Consider the following 16,845-nt stretch of genomic DNA (forward strand, 5'->3'; position numbering starts at 1 on the left):
AAAGAAAGTGAAAACGAATCTCAAAAGTTAAAGCTAATAAATGAAAAGTAAAAACGAACGGAGCCAAAGTGAAAACCAACGAGAATAAAGTAAAAACGAAATCACCAAAAGTGAAACCAGAATCTATTAAAGCGGAACCGAATATCAAGAGTAATGATCTACAATAGACGATATGTTCATCTAACCCCATATATATAAAAACTGCTTGACAGGAGTGTCTGCACAAATTATATTTAGTTGTACATACAAATGAATCGATCAGTTAAGAAAGGAGTTGCAGACTATGGGGGACTTTTTGAAAGATTGTCTCTATTTTACGACAAATCGTCTTAGCCGGGTGATTACGAAAATGGCGGATGAGGAATTTGCAACGACCGGATTCAGCCCAATGTACGGTTATCTATTGCTTCTGGTGATTAGAGATCCGGGGAGCACACAGAAAAAGTTAGCGGATCAACTTGATATTGCACCTTCTACGCTGACTCGATTTATTGAGAAGCTGGAAGGAAAGGGGTTAGTGAACAGAACTGCCCAAGGAAAATCCGTATTGGTTTATCCGACAGAGAATGGAAAGGCACTAGAAGAAGAGATCCGCATGGCGTCAAAGCGGTTGCATAACAGGTATGAACAAATTCTTGGAAAAGAGACAGCCGGTTTTTTATCTAAAGAGCTTGTGCGATCAAGCGATCAACTTGAAGAATAATGAATTTTGAATAAAGTTGTATGTACAACGAAGCGAAAACAGGAGATGGAGTGAACATCAAGTGGAAGTGCGTGTAAAATCAGCAAAGCTTTATTATGGATGGGTTGTTGTTCTCGTAACGTTTATTACGCTTCTCGTATCTGCGGGTGTCCGGGCAATGCCGAGTATTCTCATTGTCCCATTTCAACAAGAATTTGGTTGGAGTCGCGGAAGCATCTCCAGTGTGATTTCAATTGGTATTTTATTATACGGACTGGTGGGTCCTTTTTCAGCGGCGTTGCTGCAAAAGTTTGGTATTCGTCGAGTGGTGGTAGGCTCGCTGGCGGTTCTTGCGCTCAGTTTGGCGATCACACCAATGATGACTGCTCTGTGGCAATTTGAGCTTTTATGGGGTCTGATCTCGGGACTCGCTACAGGGATGATGGCGAATGTGCTTGGTGTAACGGTAAGTAATAACTGGTTTGTTGAGCGCAAGGGACTTGTTGTCGGTATGCTGACTGCAAGCAGTGCAACCGGGCAGCTGCTTTTCTTGCCGATGCTCGCATAAATTACAGTTGGTGCGGGTTGGAGATACGCCATGTATACGGTTGTTTTGGTAGTCGTCTTGGCAATGATCATTGTCGCACTCTGGATGCGGAATCATCCTTATGATATGAACTTGGCTCCCTATGGATCTAAGGAACTTGTTCAACCGGAACCAATCAAGGGAAACTCATTTCTCGTGCCGCTTATAGCGCTTCGTTCGGCGCTGGCCAACCGCACATTCTGGCTGCTGGCAGGCACATTCTTTTTCTGCGGCTTTTCAACCAACGGCTTGATCGGCACACATTTGATTCCGGCTGGCCATGATCATGGCATATCTGAGGTAACGACCACGGGACTCCTGGCGTTGATGGGTGTGTTTGATCTCGTGGGCACAACACTTTCGGGCTGGCTGTCGGATCGGATGGACAGCCGTAAACTGCTTTTCTGGTATTACGGTCTGCGCGGACTTTCTTTGCTCTTTTTGCCTTATGCACTTGACGAGGCGAGTCCGATGCTGATGATCTTTTCCGTATTCTATGGTCTTGACTGGATTGCCACGGTTCCGCCGACGGTTAAACTCGCTGCAAAGGAATTCGGTAATGCTAAGGCGGGCATGATTTTCGGCTGGGTTGCAGATGCTCACCAAGTCGGTGCGTCCGTAGCTGCATTTGGCGCGGGCGCGATGCGCGACTGGCTTGGAAGCTACACGGTTCCTTTCATAGCAGCAGGAGCAGTTTGCTTACTTGCAGCGTTTATGTCGATTTCGATTTCAAAACATCCAGTGGAAGCATGATATAAATAGGGTGTGAAAATTGAAATAGATTAGTATTGAGTTTGTCCGAGGAGAAATTAAATTGTTTTCGCTACAACCCTAATGATGTATAATGTATATATATGATGTATATGATTGGCGGTTGCTCGAAATGAAACGAAAACAAATCTACTTAACTGATCATTTGGATAAGCAATTGTCAGAATTGGCTGCGTCTAAAGGCGTGCCTCAGGCTGAAGTCATACGCGAAGGATTGGAACTGTACTTAAAGTCGTTCGAGGACAAAGATCAAGAATGGGATGAATTGATTCATCAGATGAAAAAATCGACGCTTCATGACTTAAAGTGGAGCAGAGACGAACTGTATGAAGATCGTTACCGGAGGAACTCCGATTATGAGCAATGAGACAATATTGGTTGACACGAACATACTTATCTATGCGTGGGATCACAAAAAAGGCAATAAGCAACGAAAAGCGATTGAAACGCTTGATCGTTTTAAAGGTCAATTATGCCTTTCCACTCAAAATCTGTCGGAGTTCACCGCTGTAATGATGAGAAACCAATGCGATCTTAATTGGCTGCATCAAACAGTTCGCAGATTCACTCATCTGATGACTGTTCTGCCTCTAACACAGGAAGAGATAGTGATGGCCATCCAAGCGGTGCAAAAGCATCAGATGCATTATTGGGATGCACAAATTTGGGCTGTCGCTCATACGAATGGTGTTGCTTCAATTTTTACAGAAGACGGCCCAATCGGAGAAACAATCGAAGGGGTCAAGTACATAAATCCTTTGGCGGGAAAATGAGGTGCAGCTGCCCTATTTCTTTTTTTGCTGAAAATAATGAAACGAGAGGATGCTCGTGAACATGGCCCAACAATCATGGACAAACAACGATGGATTTACCATCGACACAAATAAAAACTTCTTGGATGTAGATGTGATTTATGATTTTCTGCACAATGAATCGTATTGGGCGAAAGAGATCACAAAAGATCTCGTAGTGGAGGCTATTCGAAATTCGACTCTTTGCTACGGAATCTATGAAGGGAATCCTACAGAAGGAAAGGCAAAGCAGGTCGGTTTCGCCCGGGTCGTTTCCGATCTTGTCCGATTTGCATGGCTCGGTGATGTGTTCGTTGTTCCCGAGTACAGAGGACGGGGTTTAAGCAAATGGCTGATCAGCACAATCACAAACCATCCTCAGTTGAAAGGGGTCAGTTTCCAGCTTGCAACTGGTGACGCGCATGGACTTTATGCGCAATACGGATTCCATCCGATTGACCACATTGAACGAAAAATGGAGCGGACAATGAACTGGGATGAGATACATAGAGGTCATGAACTAAATAAATGAATCATAGACAGGCTTTTTAAAAATAGTAAAATGGCTTTTCCTCGAGTGGGAAAAGTCATTTTTTTAATTCAGCATAATTTTTATTATCTAGGCTATGGAGCACAGCATCAAGAAGTCCGGGAAAAAGCGCATTCAAGTCTTTGTTCCTTATTGAAATGCATCGCTGAGTTCCCTCTATTCTCGTTTGGATCACACCTGATTCTCTTAAGACCTTGAAGTGGTGAGAAAGCGTTGACTTAGGTCCGGAAAGATTCAGAGCACCGCAGGACTGTTCGCCATTTTCGGCTAATCGCCGGACAATATCCAGCCTGATGGGGTCGCTAAGGGCGTAAAGTACCGTTGGGAGGCTCATTTCTTGGAGACTTGGGTGGTACAATGTTCGCACCGTTTTCACCTGCCGATTTTATTTCTTAATTGCATTATATCATGATCCATCTTATAATTTCTATTGTTCGATTATATTCGAATAATAGAAAAGAGGTGTTTCCATTTTTGAAAACAAAAGTAGGCGTGTTTTTCTGTATGATGTTTGTCATTGGGACAGATACATTCATTGTCTCTCCTTTGCTGCCAACCCTTCGGCAGGTTTATGGGATTTCGGTTGAGCACTCGAGCTGGATCGTGTCTGCGTATGCACTTGGGTAAACTGCGCTCGCATTGATCGTCGGTCCGCTGTCAGATGGATGGAATCGGAAAACAGTGATGGTTTCCGGTATGATCGGATTCGGAGTCTTCACATTTTTATGTGGTTTTGCCTCCAACTTTTGGATGATGATCCTTTTCCGCTTTTTTGCCGGAGTGAGCGCAGCAGTTACTTCACCGCAAGTCTGGGCAGCTATTCCGCAGTTGGTTCCGAAAGACAAAATATTGAAAGCGATGGGTATTGCAACCGCAGGTCTTGCTATTGCTCAGACATTGGGCGTCCCAATTGGCAGCTATCTCGCTTCTTTCGGATGGAGGATTCCGTTCATCGTGATTAGCGTCGGTTCCTTTGTACTTGTGTTTCTCATTGCTTTCATGCTCCCGTCGATGCCGCCGGTGCTGGAGAACGGATTACGTCGTTCTATTCTTGAAAATTATCGCTCCTTGCTTCGTACGCCGGGTTCAAACCGTGCTTTTCTCGCTTATTTTATTTTTCAGACGGGCAACTTTGCGGCGTTTTCGTTTATCGGGACATGGCTATCCGATCAATACAAGCTGGATGTAGCAAGCATTGGCACCGTATTTTTGTTCCTCGGTCTCGGGAACGTGTTGAGCAGCTTTTTCAGTAGCAGCTTTGTTCAGAAGATAGGCATGAAAGTGTCCTTTGCTTGCGGAATGGCACTCGCTATTGTGATCTACATGCTCCTTCCTTTCGTGCCTGGAATTATTTATGTAAAAGCAGCTTATTTTTGTCTTTTTTTCCTCTTAGGCATGATTTTTCCAATAATGATGAGCTTGCTCCAGCAGCTGTCATCGACAGCGCGGGGCACGATTTCTTCGCTTGCCAACGCGTTGATGTACCTTGGAACGACAATTGGCTCATCAATCGCCGGGATGCTTTACGCAAATACAGGGGGATTTGTCTCCGTCAGCCTGTTTGCGGTTATCTGTTTTTTTCTCTCTTTGATTTTATATATGAACAGCGGACTTTTTCCATTCAGCAGGCAGGCGCAAACTGAAAAGAAGCAAGTATAATATAAAATTTAAAGTTAGACCGAATCGCGAAAAAGTTAGGCCGAATCCCGAATTTGTTAGACCGAAAAACAAAAGTTAGACCTAAACAAAAAAAGATAGACCAAATCCCAAAAAAGTTAGGCGGGAATCCAAAAAAGTCAGACCGAATCGAGTTCCTACTGCATCAATTGCTTGTTCACCAGTGCTAATCATGAGCTTGTTCGCCGATTTGTCTAAATTGTAGAAAGAAAACACCTAGTTAAAAAATGTTAGTAGGTAATTTATTGTATGTGTAGTACAATAGATACAGGGGTGAATAGTTATGCAGAGATCAATTTCAGTCTGTCCCAAACTCGAAAAGGCTTTTCAAATTTTAGGCAAAAAGTGGAATGGTTTGATTATAGAAGTGCTCTTAAATGGGGAAACTCATTTTAGTACGATCTCCGGGTCGATACCGGAATTAAGCGATCGGATGCTGTCCGCACGATTAAGAGAACTGGAAGAAATGGGCATCATTGAACGGCTTGTCGATACCGGATATCCAATCCAGGTTACCTATCGTCTATCTAAGATGGGGAGAGAATTGAAACCTATTTTGGATGAAGTCCATAATTGGGCGGATAAATGGTATTCGGGAACCGGAACCGAAATCGAAGAAACAAAATGATTTACTTTTTTTTAATCAAGTACTATACTTATGTAAGTAAAGAAAAATTAATTAGTTAGGGAGTGTTTTACCTATGTCATTTATCGAAGCAATTGAAAACCGCAGATCCATTTATGCCCTAGATAAAAACGTTAAGGCAAGCAAGGAAGAAATTGTTAAGGCTATCCAAGATGCTGTAAAATATTCGCCATCAGCGTTTAACTCACAAACTGCACATGCAGTTGTCCTGTTTGGCGAGGAAAGCAATAAACTGTGGGGCGAAGGCGGCATTGCAGAACAAGCACTGCGCAAGGTTATCCCTGCAGGTCAATCGTTCGATCCAACTGCCCAAAAGCTTGCTTCATTTAACGCCGGCGTCGGTACAGTCCTTTTCTTTGAAGATCAGGATGTAGTTAAAGGCCTTCAGGAACAATTCGCACTTTATGCTGATAATTTCCCGATTTGGTCGGAACACAGCACAGGAATTGCACAATTCTCTGTTTGGACTGCACTGGCTGAAATCGGTGTTGGCGCGTCACTTCAACACTACAATCCACTGGTTGATGAAGGCGTTCAGGCAGCCTTTGACATTCCAAAGAGCTGGAAACTGCGTGCTCAGATGCCATTCGGCAACATCGCTGCTCCAGCAGGCGAAAAATCATTCGCACCGATTGATGAACGAGTAAAAGTCATCGGTTGATAAGTTCTAAAAAAATATACTTAGTGAACCGAAGCGGTCATAATTGCCGCTTCGGTTTATTTTTTTGTATTTAATCTGACTCCAATGCATTCGTCAAAATGTCTTTAATTTTTTTAAAATTCAACTTTCGTATTGCCATTGCTCCAATGGACAGGGTATAATTATAAATGTTTTAATTACACATACTAATCAGAAAGAAACAGGGGGCAATTTTGATGATAAAGAAGTTATCCTTGCTTTCAGTGTTACTTGTATTCGTCATGATCTTCTCTGCCTGTTCGGCAGGAAGCAGTTCTTCAAGTTCCGATAAGAAAGTTACAAAGGAAAAAGTTCTGCGCGTCGTTAATGATGCAACATACCCGCCATTCGAAACGCTGGACAAGGGTAAAATGGTTGGCTTTGATGTGGATATCATGGACGCGCTCAGCAAAGCTTCCGGCTATAAATACAAGCTGGTTAACGTCGGCTGGGATCCGGTCTTTGCCGAACTGAAATCAAAAACGGCAGCCATGAGTATTTCCGCAATTTCAATCACCAGTGACCGTGAAAAAACCTATGATTTCTCAAATCCTTACTTCAGATCTATCAATGAAATCATGGTGCCTAAAGATAGTAAAATCAAAACAGCTCAAGACCTGAAGGGGAAAACCGTAGCCGTTCAACAAGGGACAACCGGACAATTTGCCGTTGAAAAGGTACTTGGCAAAAACAATCCGAAGATCAAAAAATTCAAAACCGTGAACCTTGCAATTATGGAATTGCTCAACCATGGAGCTGACGCTGTTGTTGCCGATAACGGTGTAATGGATTATTACGTGAAAAACAACCCAGGCAAGAACCTGAAAACAGTTGGCGACGAAAACACATTCGAAGGCGAATTCTATGGCATCATGTATCCGAAGGACAGCAAGCTGAAGCCGGTTTTCGATAAGGCGATCAAAAAAATTATTGATGACGGCACCTATACGAAGATTTATCAGAAATGGTTTGACAAAAAACCGGATCTTGCGAAATTGCAAGCACAGAAATAATTTGTCAATTTAGGAATTGATAAATGAGAGTTGCTTAACATTTTGTTAAGCAACTCTTTCAAGTTAGGGGAGGATTTAGTTGGGCGTTAACCCTTTTGAGATTATTAAAGAATACTTGCCCTTCTTTGCTAGTGGAACATTGTTTACGATCGGATTTTCGCTTGCCGGTATTGTTTTCGGAACGATCCTCGGGCTGCTCGTCTGCTTTGGGAAAATGCTCAGTAACAAGTGGTTGTCGTTACCTTTTGTCTGCTACATAGCTTTTTTTCGGGGAACGCCGTTATTTGTTCAGATCCTGATCATTCACTTTGGCGTTGTTCCGGCGATTTTTCATCAGTCGAATGGTATTGCTTCCGGCATTATTGCGCTATCGTTGAATGAGGCGGCCTATATCGCCGAAGTCTTCCGCGCCGGTATTCAATCAATTGACGAGGGACAAACCGAGGCTGCGCGTTCTTTAGGAATGGACAAGGTTCAGGCGATGCGCTACATTATATTGCCGCAGGCTGTTCGCCGAGTGCTCCCGCCGATGGGGAATGAATTTATCAGCTTAATTAAGGACAGTTCACTGCTTGCTGCTATTGCAGCACCGGAACTAACTTATTGGGCGCAAGCGATGGGCGCACAGTATGCGATCGTCTGGACTCCGTATCTGACCATCTCCTTCATCTATCTCATTTTGACGCTTGGCATGAGTTTCCTTGTTAATCGCCTGGAAAGGAGAATGGCAACGAAATGATGATAAAAGTGGAAGATCTGAAGAAGTCGTTTGGCGACAATGAAGTCTTAAAGAAAATCAATCTTGAAGTAAACAAGCAAGAAGTAGTGGTGGTCATCGGTCCGTCCGGTTCCGGCAAATCCACATTGCTTCGCTGCATTAATTTGCTTGAGACCATCACATCCGGACACGTATACATCGAAGGCACAGACATTGCCGATAAGAAGGCGAACATCAATAAAATTCGCCAGGATGTAGGCATGGTGTTCCAGCAGTTCAATTTGTTTCCACATATGACCGTACTCGATAACATTATGCTCGCACCGACCAAAGTGAAAAAGGTAAGCAAGGAACATGCAAAGGAAAAAGCACTGGAGTTGCTTGGCAAGGTCGGACTTGCGGAAAAAGCGGATGCTTATCCGGATTCATTATCCGGAGGCCAAAAACAGCGTATCGCAATTGCGCGGGCGCTGGCGATGGAGCCGAAAATGATGCTGTTCGACGAACCGACCTCCGCGCTCGATCCGGAAATGGTCGGTGAAGTGCTCGACGTTATGAAGCAGCTTGCAAAAGACGGAATGACGATGGTTGTGGTCACCCACGAAATGGGCTTCGCCCGCGAAGTCGGTGATCGTGTCATCTTCATGGACGGCGGCTATATAATAGAAGAAAACGAACCACGCCAATTGTTCGAACACCCTCAAGAGGAGCGAACAAAAGCATTTTTGAGCAAGATTTTGTGAGCAGGCAGGGAACGAACGAAATTGTGTTCGTTTCCGGCCTGTTTTTTTGTTTGGAAATTTACGAGTATGGTGGGATGCTCAGCAGGCGCAACCGATAGCAGTTCTTCGCTGTTTCGCCGAGCCGGTCAAGCAGATTGTAATTGACGACCGCGCCGACCGCTGCACCGATTCCAGGCATCAACTGAAGCATTTTAGCAAAATCAAGATAGTCTCTGTATTCTTGCTGGAATTCCTGCCAGTCCATATCCAAGAAATCTTGTTTGCGCTCATCCCAGTCTTCAATGATCTTGAATGTTTCGCTCCGAACGTCATCACTCGAAAAAGCCAACTTGAAGATTTGTAAAATGAAGATCCGCTCTTCGTATTTTTTTGTATCAAATCCGTAAATAGAGGCGGCATCGAAAAGAAACTTCATCTTGATCGAAAGAAGAAGCGGAAAATCAGCGAGACCAAGCAGAATACCGCCGGCACCTGTTCCCGCGCCTTCCAGAACAGCTGTTTTCCTGTATGCCGACAGTTTTTCGGTGACTAAGCGATCTTTTTCAGCCAAAGTAAGCCCCTTGGAATGATTTTTCTTCGTGATCAGATGGGATCCAGTAAGTGTTGCCTGAACCATATTTTTTATTGCCGCGGTAATCGCGTTCTGGATTTTTTCGGGGAAATAATTATTGATCTTCGTCTGCATCTTTTTCGACATACGATTCAACAAGCTCGAGGGCTTAAGCAGCTTACGCTTCCATGCCATGACTTCCTCATAAGCGTGCAACTCATATTCGTTCATCGGGAACCTCCTCGCATTTTACTATTAGAAAACTTGGCTTCGCCAAGCCTTTAACAAAGGCGAAGACTTAGTTGCACTTATACTATTTTCCTTAAAATTTATGAACTTTCTTATAGTATAAAAAAGTACGCTGGAAAGGGAAAATGCGTTTCATAAAAACGGATGAGTCAGAGCGCTTTTAATAAAGTTTTGGCTTTCTTTGGAGAGTAATGATACCGGAGATCATGAGCAATGCGGCTGAGAACATGCCTGGATTTGGTCCGGCGACAAGCAGGTTGCCGAGGATGATGACTCCTGCAGAAACGAGCAGAATACCGGATTTTGTTCCCTTCCTTTTTGCACTTAACAGGCAAATCGCACACAGGGCCAAAACGAATGCAAGACCGCTAAAAATTAAAAAGCTTGTGCCGACTCTGTTCATTTCGGCAAGCTGCGCATGAACATGATCTGCTGAATCGGCACTTAACATTTTTGATTTCAGCATGGAACTATGTGCAACGACAAGAGAAAAGATTCCCGCACCAGTTTGAAGACCGGCGATGACTAATCCAATGATACCTACAATTCGTTCAACTGTTCGTTTGTACATGGGTGAACCTCCTTGAACTTAAATGATATTAAACTTTTTCTTCGCCCAGAAGCAGATCAGCCACAAGAGTGCGCCGTTGACCAGGGACGGCAACCATCCGAATGTGAAAGATGGACCGAAGTTGGGGATGAAATAGCCACTCAGAATATTGAGAGCGAAAAATCCTGCACCAGCCAGCCGGCTTTAATCGCATCTTTTCGTTTACTCGAGCGTTCATTAAAAAGTGTTTTACGAACAAGAAAAAAAAGATACCAAATGATCGCTCCTATAGAAACAATAAAGAGAATGGTTGAGAGACCTGATTTTACAATGTAAACCGTCTCGTCCACATGCTTGAAAAAGGAGAAGACGAATGTCACGGCGCCTCGAATAATTAATAGCCAGGAAATCAGATTGAAAGCAAGATAAGCAATAAAAGAGAAAATATGTCCTGGCCGCTCATTAGGCAGCTCACTGATGATTTCATCCGCATACTTTTTCGGGTTATCGCCAAAAATTTGCTGCGCCGTTTTGCCCTCGCTTTGTCCCTCGATTAAGTGATCAAGCAGCTCCATCAGTAGTTCTTCACTCTGCTGCTCAGAAAGCCGCATTTGCAGCCGGATATAGAGCAGCAAATCTCCATAATATTTTTCATTTTCCTTGTTCAGCAGCTTGCGTTTTTCATTGTTTTCAGAGATTAACTGTTTGGAACTAATCATTTTTGTTCCCCCTTTTCATAAGTGAAGTGACCGGCTCGGCAATGCGCTCCCATTCCACCGCCAGTTCATTAAGCGCGGCACGGCCTTCATCGGTCAGCGAATAATATTTGCGGTTCGGTCCCGATTCCGACGGGCGCATATCTCCGCGAATATAACCATTTTTCTGCAGCCGCAGCAGCACCGGGTAGATCGTCCCTTCACTGACATCATCCAATCCGGCCTCCTGCAGCTTTTTCGACAATTCGTAACCATACACCGTTTCCTTCTCAATGATCGAAAGCACACAACCATCAAGCACACCTTTCAAAAGCTGGCTCCGTACAGACATGGCAGCTCCTTTCCTGACAGGTATTATGTAAAGCAAGATACCGATGTTAAAAAACAGCTACTTTGTAATGCAAAATAGCTACCCTAAAAATAATATATGTGCAATTCACTGTCAATAGGTAAAAATAAAAATATTGAGATGCAGACATCCGAACAGCAGAATAACAAACTCTCTGAGAAAAATTGAAACAGTAAGTGAAAACCAACGAGTGAAAAGTGAAAACCAATGAGGAAAAATAGAGGATAGACCCAAACCCAACAAAATTAAGCTCCAACAATATAAGCTAAAAAAACACAAAGAAGTGTTTACACCAGTAAAAACCATCAACTTCCCAAAAATACAACTTTTTTAGGCTCATGTACTTGGGTACCTGCCCATCCTAATGAAATCGCCCGGCATACATTATTACAAACCAGATAGGTAGGTGTGTAAAGAAATGTATGATGATCCACGTGAAGATGGGTACACGTTCTACAATCCCTATCAGTTTCCAATTGAAGAAGATCCGGTCGTCTATTACGACGATGAACGTGAACAACCGCAACCGTTTCTTGTTCCGCCGAGTGCGATTCAGCAGGAGCTCAACCGTGGCAGACGGGGACATTTTTACCAAACGCGACTGGCCAGCTATGGCCGAATGATGACGATCCAATTGCTTGGTATCAACCCGAATACTGGTATGGTAAGCATGAATGTCTATCTGCCGCAACAAAGGAGATGGGTTCAGCACCAAGAGCATTATACGGATATGTCCGGGTTGACGTATCTTGGTCCGACTCCTCCTCCGGGTGTTCCGTGGCCGCCGTCTTCTCGTCCGCCAAGACCATGGTGGTGCCCGCAATTTCCGTGGCATCCGGCATGCCGGTAAATCAAAAAGATGGTTCCGTGATAAACGGAGCCATCTTTTTCAGTATCTGGTACACTATTAACAAAGAACAAGCGAAGAAAAAATGCTCGCCTTTTTACCAATTTTTTATAGCGAGCAACTGCTCCGCACCATTCATCGTTTCTGGCAGCCTATTTTAAAAATACCTTCCAATCTAAGGAGGTGAGCCTATGTTCTTTTATATTACGGCAGTCGTTTTCGGTATAGCTCTTTTGTGCTTGCTAATAGGGTACATTCAATTATTAAGATACAATTTTGAAAGCAGCTTGCTCCACCTGATTCTGAATAAGCGTAACATTAAACTGTTGAGTAAAAATGAGGTTTCGCCAGAGAACTTCAATAAAATCACCTTACTCGTGATGACGGAAGTTGCCGTTGTTGGCATGCTGTTCGCTCTTTTTCTTTTCCCTGAAATCGTGGGGCTGAATGATGATCGCCATTTGCTTGTGTTTGCCATTGCTGCGGTCAGGTATTGTTTCGATTATCTAATTACGAAAATCCTCAAAAAAGACGCAGCCATCAAGGCGTAAAAAAATCGAAGGCCTCAACCTCCGATTTCTTCTCATATTTCTTTATAAACTTCAACTTCCTTAATTTCTGGAATCAGGCTGAAGGCGGTTAGCCGATGCTGCCCATCATACAAGCCGAGATCCTTATTGACGATCATTGGAGGGAGTGATCCGCCTTCTTTTATATAATCGACCATTTGTTTAATGTTCTCGGTGTGATAATCGTCGTAGTTTTCCGGATGGTTTGCCCATTCCTTGTAGGTCACCAGGTTTTTTCCGTTGCTGCTGAAGGCGCAAGCCGCGTCATATAGCGCTTCTTTCGCTATTTTTGTGAGCGTAAATCGGTGATCCTCGGATCCGAACGTGTCGTTTTCAATATCGTTGTACTGGCCGCAAATGTCTTTTCCCGTCAAAATGTCTGCCATGCGCAACCCCTTCTTTATTTTTTTCCCTAAGCGCCGCCAAATCTTAAGTGTGGCAAACGCAAACATAGTTTAAATTTATAATAGATCAGTAGATTTTGCAAAGTGAAAATTGAGTGACATCATGAATTGACAGATCACCATTTTTTGCTAAACTGAACGGTAAACGTAAATTGAACGGGGGCATCATCATGTCTGTTGATAAAGTAAAAGCTTATTTCCGTACGGTCGGTCGTGAAAAGGATGTTATTGAACTGAAACTCTCAAGTGCAACGGTACAACTGGCGGCGGAGCATTTGCATGTCGCCTCGGAACGGATTGCGAAAACACTTGCCTTCAGGGGTGAGAATAAAGAAGGCGCCATGCTGGTTGTCATGGCGGGGGACGCGAAAATCGACAACAAAAAATTTCGTGGCGAGTTTGGTTTCAAAGCGCATATGCTTTCGCCGGAAGAAACGCTGGAACTCGTTGGCCACGCGGTCGGCGGGGTATGCCCGTTCGCGCTGAATCAAGATTGGCCGGTGTTTATGGATGAGTCGCTGAAACGATTCGAAACCGTATTTCCCGCATGCGGAAGCAGCAATTCAGCAATTGAGCTGACGATTGATGACTTATATACGCTCGGAAACGGTAAATCATGGATTGATGTCTGTAAAGGATGGCAGGACGAGACGGAAGCTTAATCCGTTTTTGTTCGCTAATGCTTAAGTCTTATTTTTTTATATTACGCCGGACGGTTTTTTAATCGCCGGTGTTTTTTTATACTATACATACAAAAGAAAAATTGCCGGTTGGTACGCGTGAAAATCAACGGTTTATATAGGAAAAAGTAAAAGGAGAGATTGGATCATGAAACGCTTTGCGATTGTACTGGCAATTGTTGTTGCGCTGTATGTTCTGTTTTTTAACCCGATCCGTTTTCAATGGCTGCCATTTGGCAAGCAGCAAACATCAGCAGAAGTGACGAATCAGGTAGAAAAAATCAATGTAGATGTGTCTAATGTAGGGACAGAAGTCAAGCTTGGCAATGGCAATAAAGTAAAGGCAGTGCTCAGGGGCAGAGGAAAAGTTAGTGTCCGGAAGACAGGCGATACCATTCAGGTGAGTGTATCACGATACTCTAGCGTCTTCTCATGGTGGAACCGTGACAAATTAACAATTACACTTCCGCGATCCTATAAAAGGTCGCTACTCTTTCATGCCGGATCCGCAACACTCAGATTTGATGGAGGAATGCGCGATCAAACATACAGCAAATTTGCGGCAAATGTATCTTCAGGATCGATGAATGTGTCCCATGTTATGGCGAAATCATTTCAAGCTGAAGTAAAATCAGGCAATTTGAGCCTAGACCGTTTGACTGCCAATTCGGCGGATCTTAACGTACAATCTGGAAATCTCGGCGTAAAGCATTTATCGGGTTCGGTCATTGCTCAAGTAAATTCGGGCAACTTGAACATGGGTATAGACGCTCTAAGCGGACCAATTCGTGTCACCGTAAATTCCGGAATCGCACAGCTTGCTCTTCCCAATAGCGCAGATTTCCGCCTAAATGGCACATCATCAAGTGGAATCATTCGATGCAGCATTCCATTAAAAAATAGACAATCCGATGAAAACGGGATCAGCGGTATAAAAGGAACGGGCAAATATAAAATTAACGTTCAGGTGAACAGTGGGTTGGTGCGGATACACTAAGTGCGGATCTTGCCGGGGTTCAGGCGGTCACATGTACATTGAACATGATTTTTGGTACAGGTATTTGGAGAGTTTCGTAGTTCTATCACAATCGAATTTTTCATGATATGATGAAAGGGTTGCCCGGTGCTGATGATCGTTGCGTTACATAATCGGCATTGTCAATCATGAATGTGAAGAAAGAAGTGATGGAATGAGTGTAGTGGAGGAGAAACGATTCCAAGTACACGAAAATCTTAACGTTGTGCCGATCGTTCTTGTGCTTATCTCGGGCGGTTTTGTAACGATCCTGAATCAGACGTTGCTGGTCACCGCGCTTCCGAGTATCATGCACGATTTGCATTTAACTTCGGTCATGGTGCAGTGGCTCCAGACCGTATTTTTGCTTGTCAATGGGATCATGATTCCAATTACGGCCTTCCTGGAGGGTAGGTTCACAACGCGAAGCCTGTTCCTGTTCGCGATGGGGTCATTCACCTTTGGCACGCTTGTTTGCCTCGTCTCGAATGATTTTATCTTTTTGATTGTCGGAAGAATTATCCAAGCGATTGGCGCAGGAATCATGATGCCGCTGATGATGGCGGTGATGTTTATTATTTTTCCTATTGAAAAACGCGGCTCGGTGATGGGTATTTTCGGGCTCGTAATCGGCTTCGCACCTGCGATTGGGCCAACGCTGTCCGGATGGCTGATCACCCATTATTCCTGGCGAATTCTCTTTTATGTCGTGCTTCCAGTCGCCTTGATCGACTTTATCCTTGCCTATTTTATCTTGAAAAATGTAACCAAATTGACCTATCCGAAGCTGGATGTGCTGTCGATTCTTCTGTCCACATTGGGTTTCGGCGGTCTGCTTTACGGATCAAGTATCGCCGGAAGCCGTGGCTGGGGGGATTCTGAAGTACTCATCACATTGGTTGCGGGTGCTGCAGCATTAACCGTCTTTATTCTGCGACAATTCAGGCTTGAACAACCGATCCTTGAATTTCGCGTGTTTCGTTATCCAATTTTTACATTGACAACGACGATCGGCATGCTATCCTTCTCGGTCTTCATCGCCGGCGCGACAATGCTGCCGATCTATATGCAGACGATGCTCGGGTTTTCGCCACTGAAATCAGGTTTGATGCTCTTGCCCGGTGCGATCATCATGGGCGCGATGTCGCCGATCACGGGAAGAATTTTCGATAAAATCGGCGCGCGCGGACTGTCAATCACCGGGATCAGCATATTGCTCGCAATGACGCTGCTAATGAGTCGACTGAGCGCAAACACATCATTCACTTATCTCGCCATCATCAATGCGGTGCGGATGATGGGCCTGTCAATGGTGCTGATGCCAACGACAACCGCTGGTCTCAACCAGCTGCCGCGTCACCTGATTCCGCATGGTACAGCGATGAACAACACGATGCGTCAGGTCGCGGGTTCAATTGGTACGGCGCTTTTGTTCACAGTTATGGCATCAAGCGCGCTCAATCCACAAAAGTACGGCGTCGGCGGCCTGATCCACGGCGTTGACACCGCCTTTTTCGTGGCATCCTTTTTATGCCTAATTGCCTTGATCCTCACCTTTTTCGTGAAAAAACCAAGTACCTGATCTAAGAAATCTGGATCTTTCCGGTGAGCCGGAAAGGTCCTTTTTTACTTTTGTGGGGAGAGTGATAACCTGAGATTTGCAATGTAATAGTTATTACGCAGAAATATGGACTTCTCCAAATCTGAATTTTTAACGAGTTACGAAAAAGTAGTAACTAACCGCCGAAAAGTCGAAACAAAATCGCAAAAAGTAGTAACAAAAATTTGGGATCGTAACGAGTTACGAAAAAGTAGTAACTAACCGCCGGAAAGTCGAAACGAAATCGCTGAAAGTAGTAACGAAAATTAGGGATCGTAACGAATGACGAAAAAGTAGTAACTAACCGTTGGAAAATAGTAACAAAATCGCAAAAAGTAGTAACGAAAATCAAATTTAACAACGATAATCCTCTCAGGGTTCCACAACCCCAAACCGAATCCACGTCAATTCCGAATAACCGCAAACAAGCGGTTCGCATAATACTATAATAAGGTCTATT

20 protein-coding genes and 2 pseudogenes are annotated in these 16,845 nt (G+C 44.0%); 16 read left to right on the top strand and 6 right to left on the bottom strand.

Annotated features, from left to right (window positions below; translation table 11 throughout):
* Positions 1 to 283 precede the first annotated feature (283 nt).
* The 5 genes and pseudogenes from P343_RS24520 to P343_RS24540 all read left to right on the top strand — a co-directional run bounded on the left by P343_RS24520 (position 284) and on the right by P343_RS24540 (position 3,362).
* Positions 284 to 703: a MarR family winged helix-turn-helix transcriptional regulator gene (locus tag P343_RS24520; RefSeq protein WP_023509412.1), complete on the top strand. Its 420-nt coding sequence runs from the start codon at positions 284 to 286 to the stop codon at positions 701 to 703.
* Between the two features lie 67 nt (positions 704 to 770).
* Positions 771 to 2,021, top strand: a pseudogene (locus tag P343_RS24525) (MFS transporter).
* Between the two features lie 130 nt (positions 2,022 to 2,151).
* Positions 2,152 to 2,406 carry a ribbon-helix-helix domain-containing protein gene (locus tag P343_RS24530; RefSeq protein WP_023509413.1) on the top strand — a complete coding sequence of 85 codons (255 nt, stop codon included), beginning with the start codon at positions 2,152 to 2,154 and terminating at the stop codon, positions 2,404 to 2,406.
* The gene (locus P343_RS24535; protein WP_023509414.1) at positions 2,396 to 2,812 is read left to right on the top strand and encodes a PIN domain-containing protein; all 417 of its coding nucleotides are present in this window, start codon (positions 2,396 to 2,398) and stop codon (positions 2,810 to 2,812) included. Before P343_RS24530 ends, P343_RS24535 begins: the two co-directional genes overlap by 11 nt.
* 61 nt (positions 2,813 to 2,873) lie before the next feature.
* Positions 2,874 to 3,362 (top strand): GNAT family N-acetyltransferase, encoded by a 489-nt coding sequence (locus tag P343_RS24540; protein WP_023509415.1) that lies wholly within the window; start codon positions 2,874 to 2,876, stop codon positions 3,360 to 3,362.
* A 55-nt stretch (positions 3,363 to 3,417) separates the two neighbouring features.
* On the opposite strand, the gene P343_RS24545 is transcribed toward P343_RS24540, so the two are convergent.
* Positions 3,418 to 3,747 carry an ArsR/SmtB family transcription factor gene (locus P343_RS24545; RefSeq protein ID WP_023509416.1) on the bottom strand — a complete coding sequence of 110 codons (330 nt, stop codon included), beginning with the start codon at positions 3,745 to 3,747 and terminating at the stop codon, positions 3,418 to 3,420.
* Positions 3,748 to 3,854: 107 nt separating this feature from the next.
* On the opposite strand from P343_RS24545, the pseudogene P343_RS24550 reads away from it, so the two are divergent.
* From P343_RS24550 to P343_RS24575, 6 genes and pseudogenes are all read left to right on the top strand, one after another.
* Positions 3,855 to 5,039: pseudogene (locus P343_RS24550) on the top strand (MFS transporter).
* 301 nt (positions 5,040 to 5,340) lie between these two features.
* The gene (locus tag P343_RS24555) at positions 5,341 to 5,685 is read left to right on the top strand and encodes a winged helix-turn-helix transcriptional regulator (protein WP_023509417.1); all 345 of its coding nucleotides are present in this window, start codon (positions 5,341 to 5,343) and stop codon (positions 5,683 to 5,685) included.
* A 73-nt stretch (positions 5,686 to 5,758) separates the two neighbouring features.
* Entirely contained in the window at positions 5,759 to 6,364 is a 606-nt protein-coding gene (locus P343_RS24560) for a nitroreductase family protein (protein ID WP_023509418.1), read from the top strand.
* Positions 6,365 to 6,579: 215 nt separating this feature from the next.
* Positions 6,580 to 7,395, top strand: a complete 816-nt coding sequence (locus tag P343_RS24565) for a basic amino acid ABC transporter substrate-binding protein (RefSeq protein ID WP_023509419.1) — start codon at positions 6,580 to 6,582, stop codon at positions 7,393 to 7,395.
* Between the two features lie 79 nt (positions 7,396 to 7,474).
* Positions 7,475 to 8,134, top strand: a complete 660-nt coding sequence (locus P343_RS24570) for an amino acid ABC transporter permease (protein ID WP_023509420.1) — start codon at positions 7,475 to 7,477, stop codon at positions 8,132 to 8,134.
* A complete protein-coding gene (locus P343_RS24575; protein WP_031263699.1) occupies positions 8,134 to 8,856 on the top strand; it encodes an amino acid ABC transporter ATP-binding protein in 723 nt (240 codons plus the stop codon). Before P343_RS24570 ends, P343_RS24575 begins: the two co-directional genes overlap by 1 nt.
* A gap of 58 nt (positions 8,857 to 8,914) precedes the next feature.
* Here P343_RS24575 and P343_RS24580 read toward each other — a convergent pair whose 3' ends face one another.
* The 4 genes from P343_RS24580 to P343_RS24595 form a co-directional block, all read right to left on the bottom strand.
* On the bottom strand, positions 8,915 to 9,637 hold the full coding sequence (locus tag P343_RS24580) for an EcsC family protein (protein WP_023509422.1): 723 nt from the start codon (positions 9,635 to 9,637) through the stop codon (positions 8,915 to 8,917).
* Between the two features lie 178 nt (positions 9,638 to 9,815).
* On the bottom strand, positions 9,816 to 10,226 hold the full coding sequence (locus P343_RS24585) for a DUF4064 domain-containing protein (RefSeq protein WP_023509423.1): 411 nt from the start codon (positions 10,224 to 10,226) through the stop codon (positions 9,816 to 9,818).
* 140 nt (positions 10,227 to 10,366) lie between these two features.
* Positions 10,367 to 10,924 carry a DUF1129 family protein gene (locus P343_RS24590; RefSeq protein WP_023509424.1) on the bottom strand — a complete coding sequence of 186 codons (558 nt, stop codon included), beginning with the start codon at positions 10,922 to 10,924 and terminating at the stop codon, positions 10,367 to 10,369.
* Positions 10,917 to 11,252, bottom strand: coding sequence for a PadR family transcriptional regulator (locus P343_RS24595; protein ID WP_023509425.1), 336 nt, complete (start codon positions 11,250 to 11,252; stop codon positions 10,917 to 10,919). Before P343_RS24595 ends, P343_RS24590 begins: the two co-directional genes overlap by 8 nt.
* 436 nt (positions 11,253 to 11,688) lie before the next feature.
* Between P343_RS24595 and P343_RS24600 the strand changes: the two genes are divergently transcribed.
* Both P343_RS24600 and P343_RS24605 read left to right on the top strand, forming a co-directional pair.
* Positions 11,689 to 12,120 (top strand): hypothetical protein, encoded by a 432-nt coding sequence (locus tag P343_RS24600; protein WP_023509426.1) that lies wholly within the window; start codon positions 11,689 to 11,691, stop codon positions 12,118 to 12,120.
* A 188-nt stretch (positions 12,121 to 12,308) separates the two neighbouring features.
* Positions 12,309 to 12,668 carry a hypothetical protein gene (locus P343_RS24605; RefSeq protein WP_023509427.1) on the top strand — a complete coding sequence of 120 codons (360 nt, stop codon included), beginning with the start codon at positions 12,309 to 12,311 and terminating at the stop codon, positions 12,666 to 12,668.
* 32 nt (positions 12,669 to 12,700) lie between these two features.
* Here the strand turns inward: P343_RS24605 and P343_RS24610 are convergent, their stop codons facing one another.
* Entirely contained in the window at positions 12,701 to 13,072 is a 372-nt protein-coding gene (locus P343_RS24610; RefSeq protein ID WP_023509428.1) for a ParB N-terminal domain-containing protein, read from the bottom strand.
* 188 nt (positions 13,073 to 13,260) lie between these two features.
* On the opposite strand from P343_RS24610, the gene P343_RS24615 reads away from it, so the two are divergent.
* The 3 genes from P343_RS24615 to P343_RS24625 all read left to right on the top strand — a co-directional run bounded on the left by P343_RS24615 (position 13,261) and on the right by P343_RS24625 (position 16,367).
* The gene (locus P343_RS24615) at positions 13,261 to 13,752 is read left to right on the top strand and encodes a YbaK/EbsC family protein (RefSeq protein WP_023509429.1); all 492 of its coding nucleotides are present in this window, start codon (positions 13,261 to 13,263) and stop codon (positions 13,750 to 13,752) included.
* A gap of 166 nt (positions 13,753 to 13,918) precedes the next feature.
* Positions 13,919 to 14,767: a DUF4097 family beta strand repeat-containing protein gene (locus P343_RS24620; protein ID WP_023509430.1), complete on the top strand. Its 849-nt coding sequence runs from the start codon at positions 13,919 to 13,921 to the stop codon at positions 14,765 to 14,767.
* A gap of 193 nt (positions 14,768 to 14,960) precedes the next feature.
* A complete protein-coding gene (locus P343_RS24625) occupies positions 14,961 to 16,367 on the top strand; it encodes a DHA2 family efflux MFS transporter permease subunit (RefSeq protein WP_031263700.1) in 1,407 nt (468 codons plus the stop codon).
* Positions 16,368 to 16,845: the final 478 nt, after the last annotated feature.

The sequence above is a fragment of the Sporolactobacillus laevolacticus DSM 442 genome (genome assembly GCF_000497245.1).
GTDB lineage: Bacteria > Bacillota > Bacilli > Bacillales > Sporolactobacillaceae > Sporolactobacillus > Sporolactobacillus laevolacticus.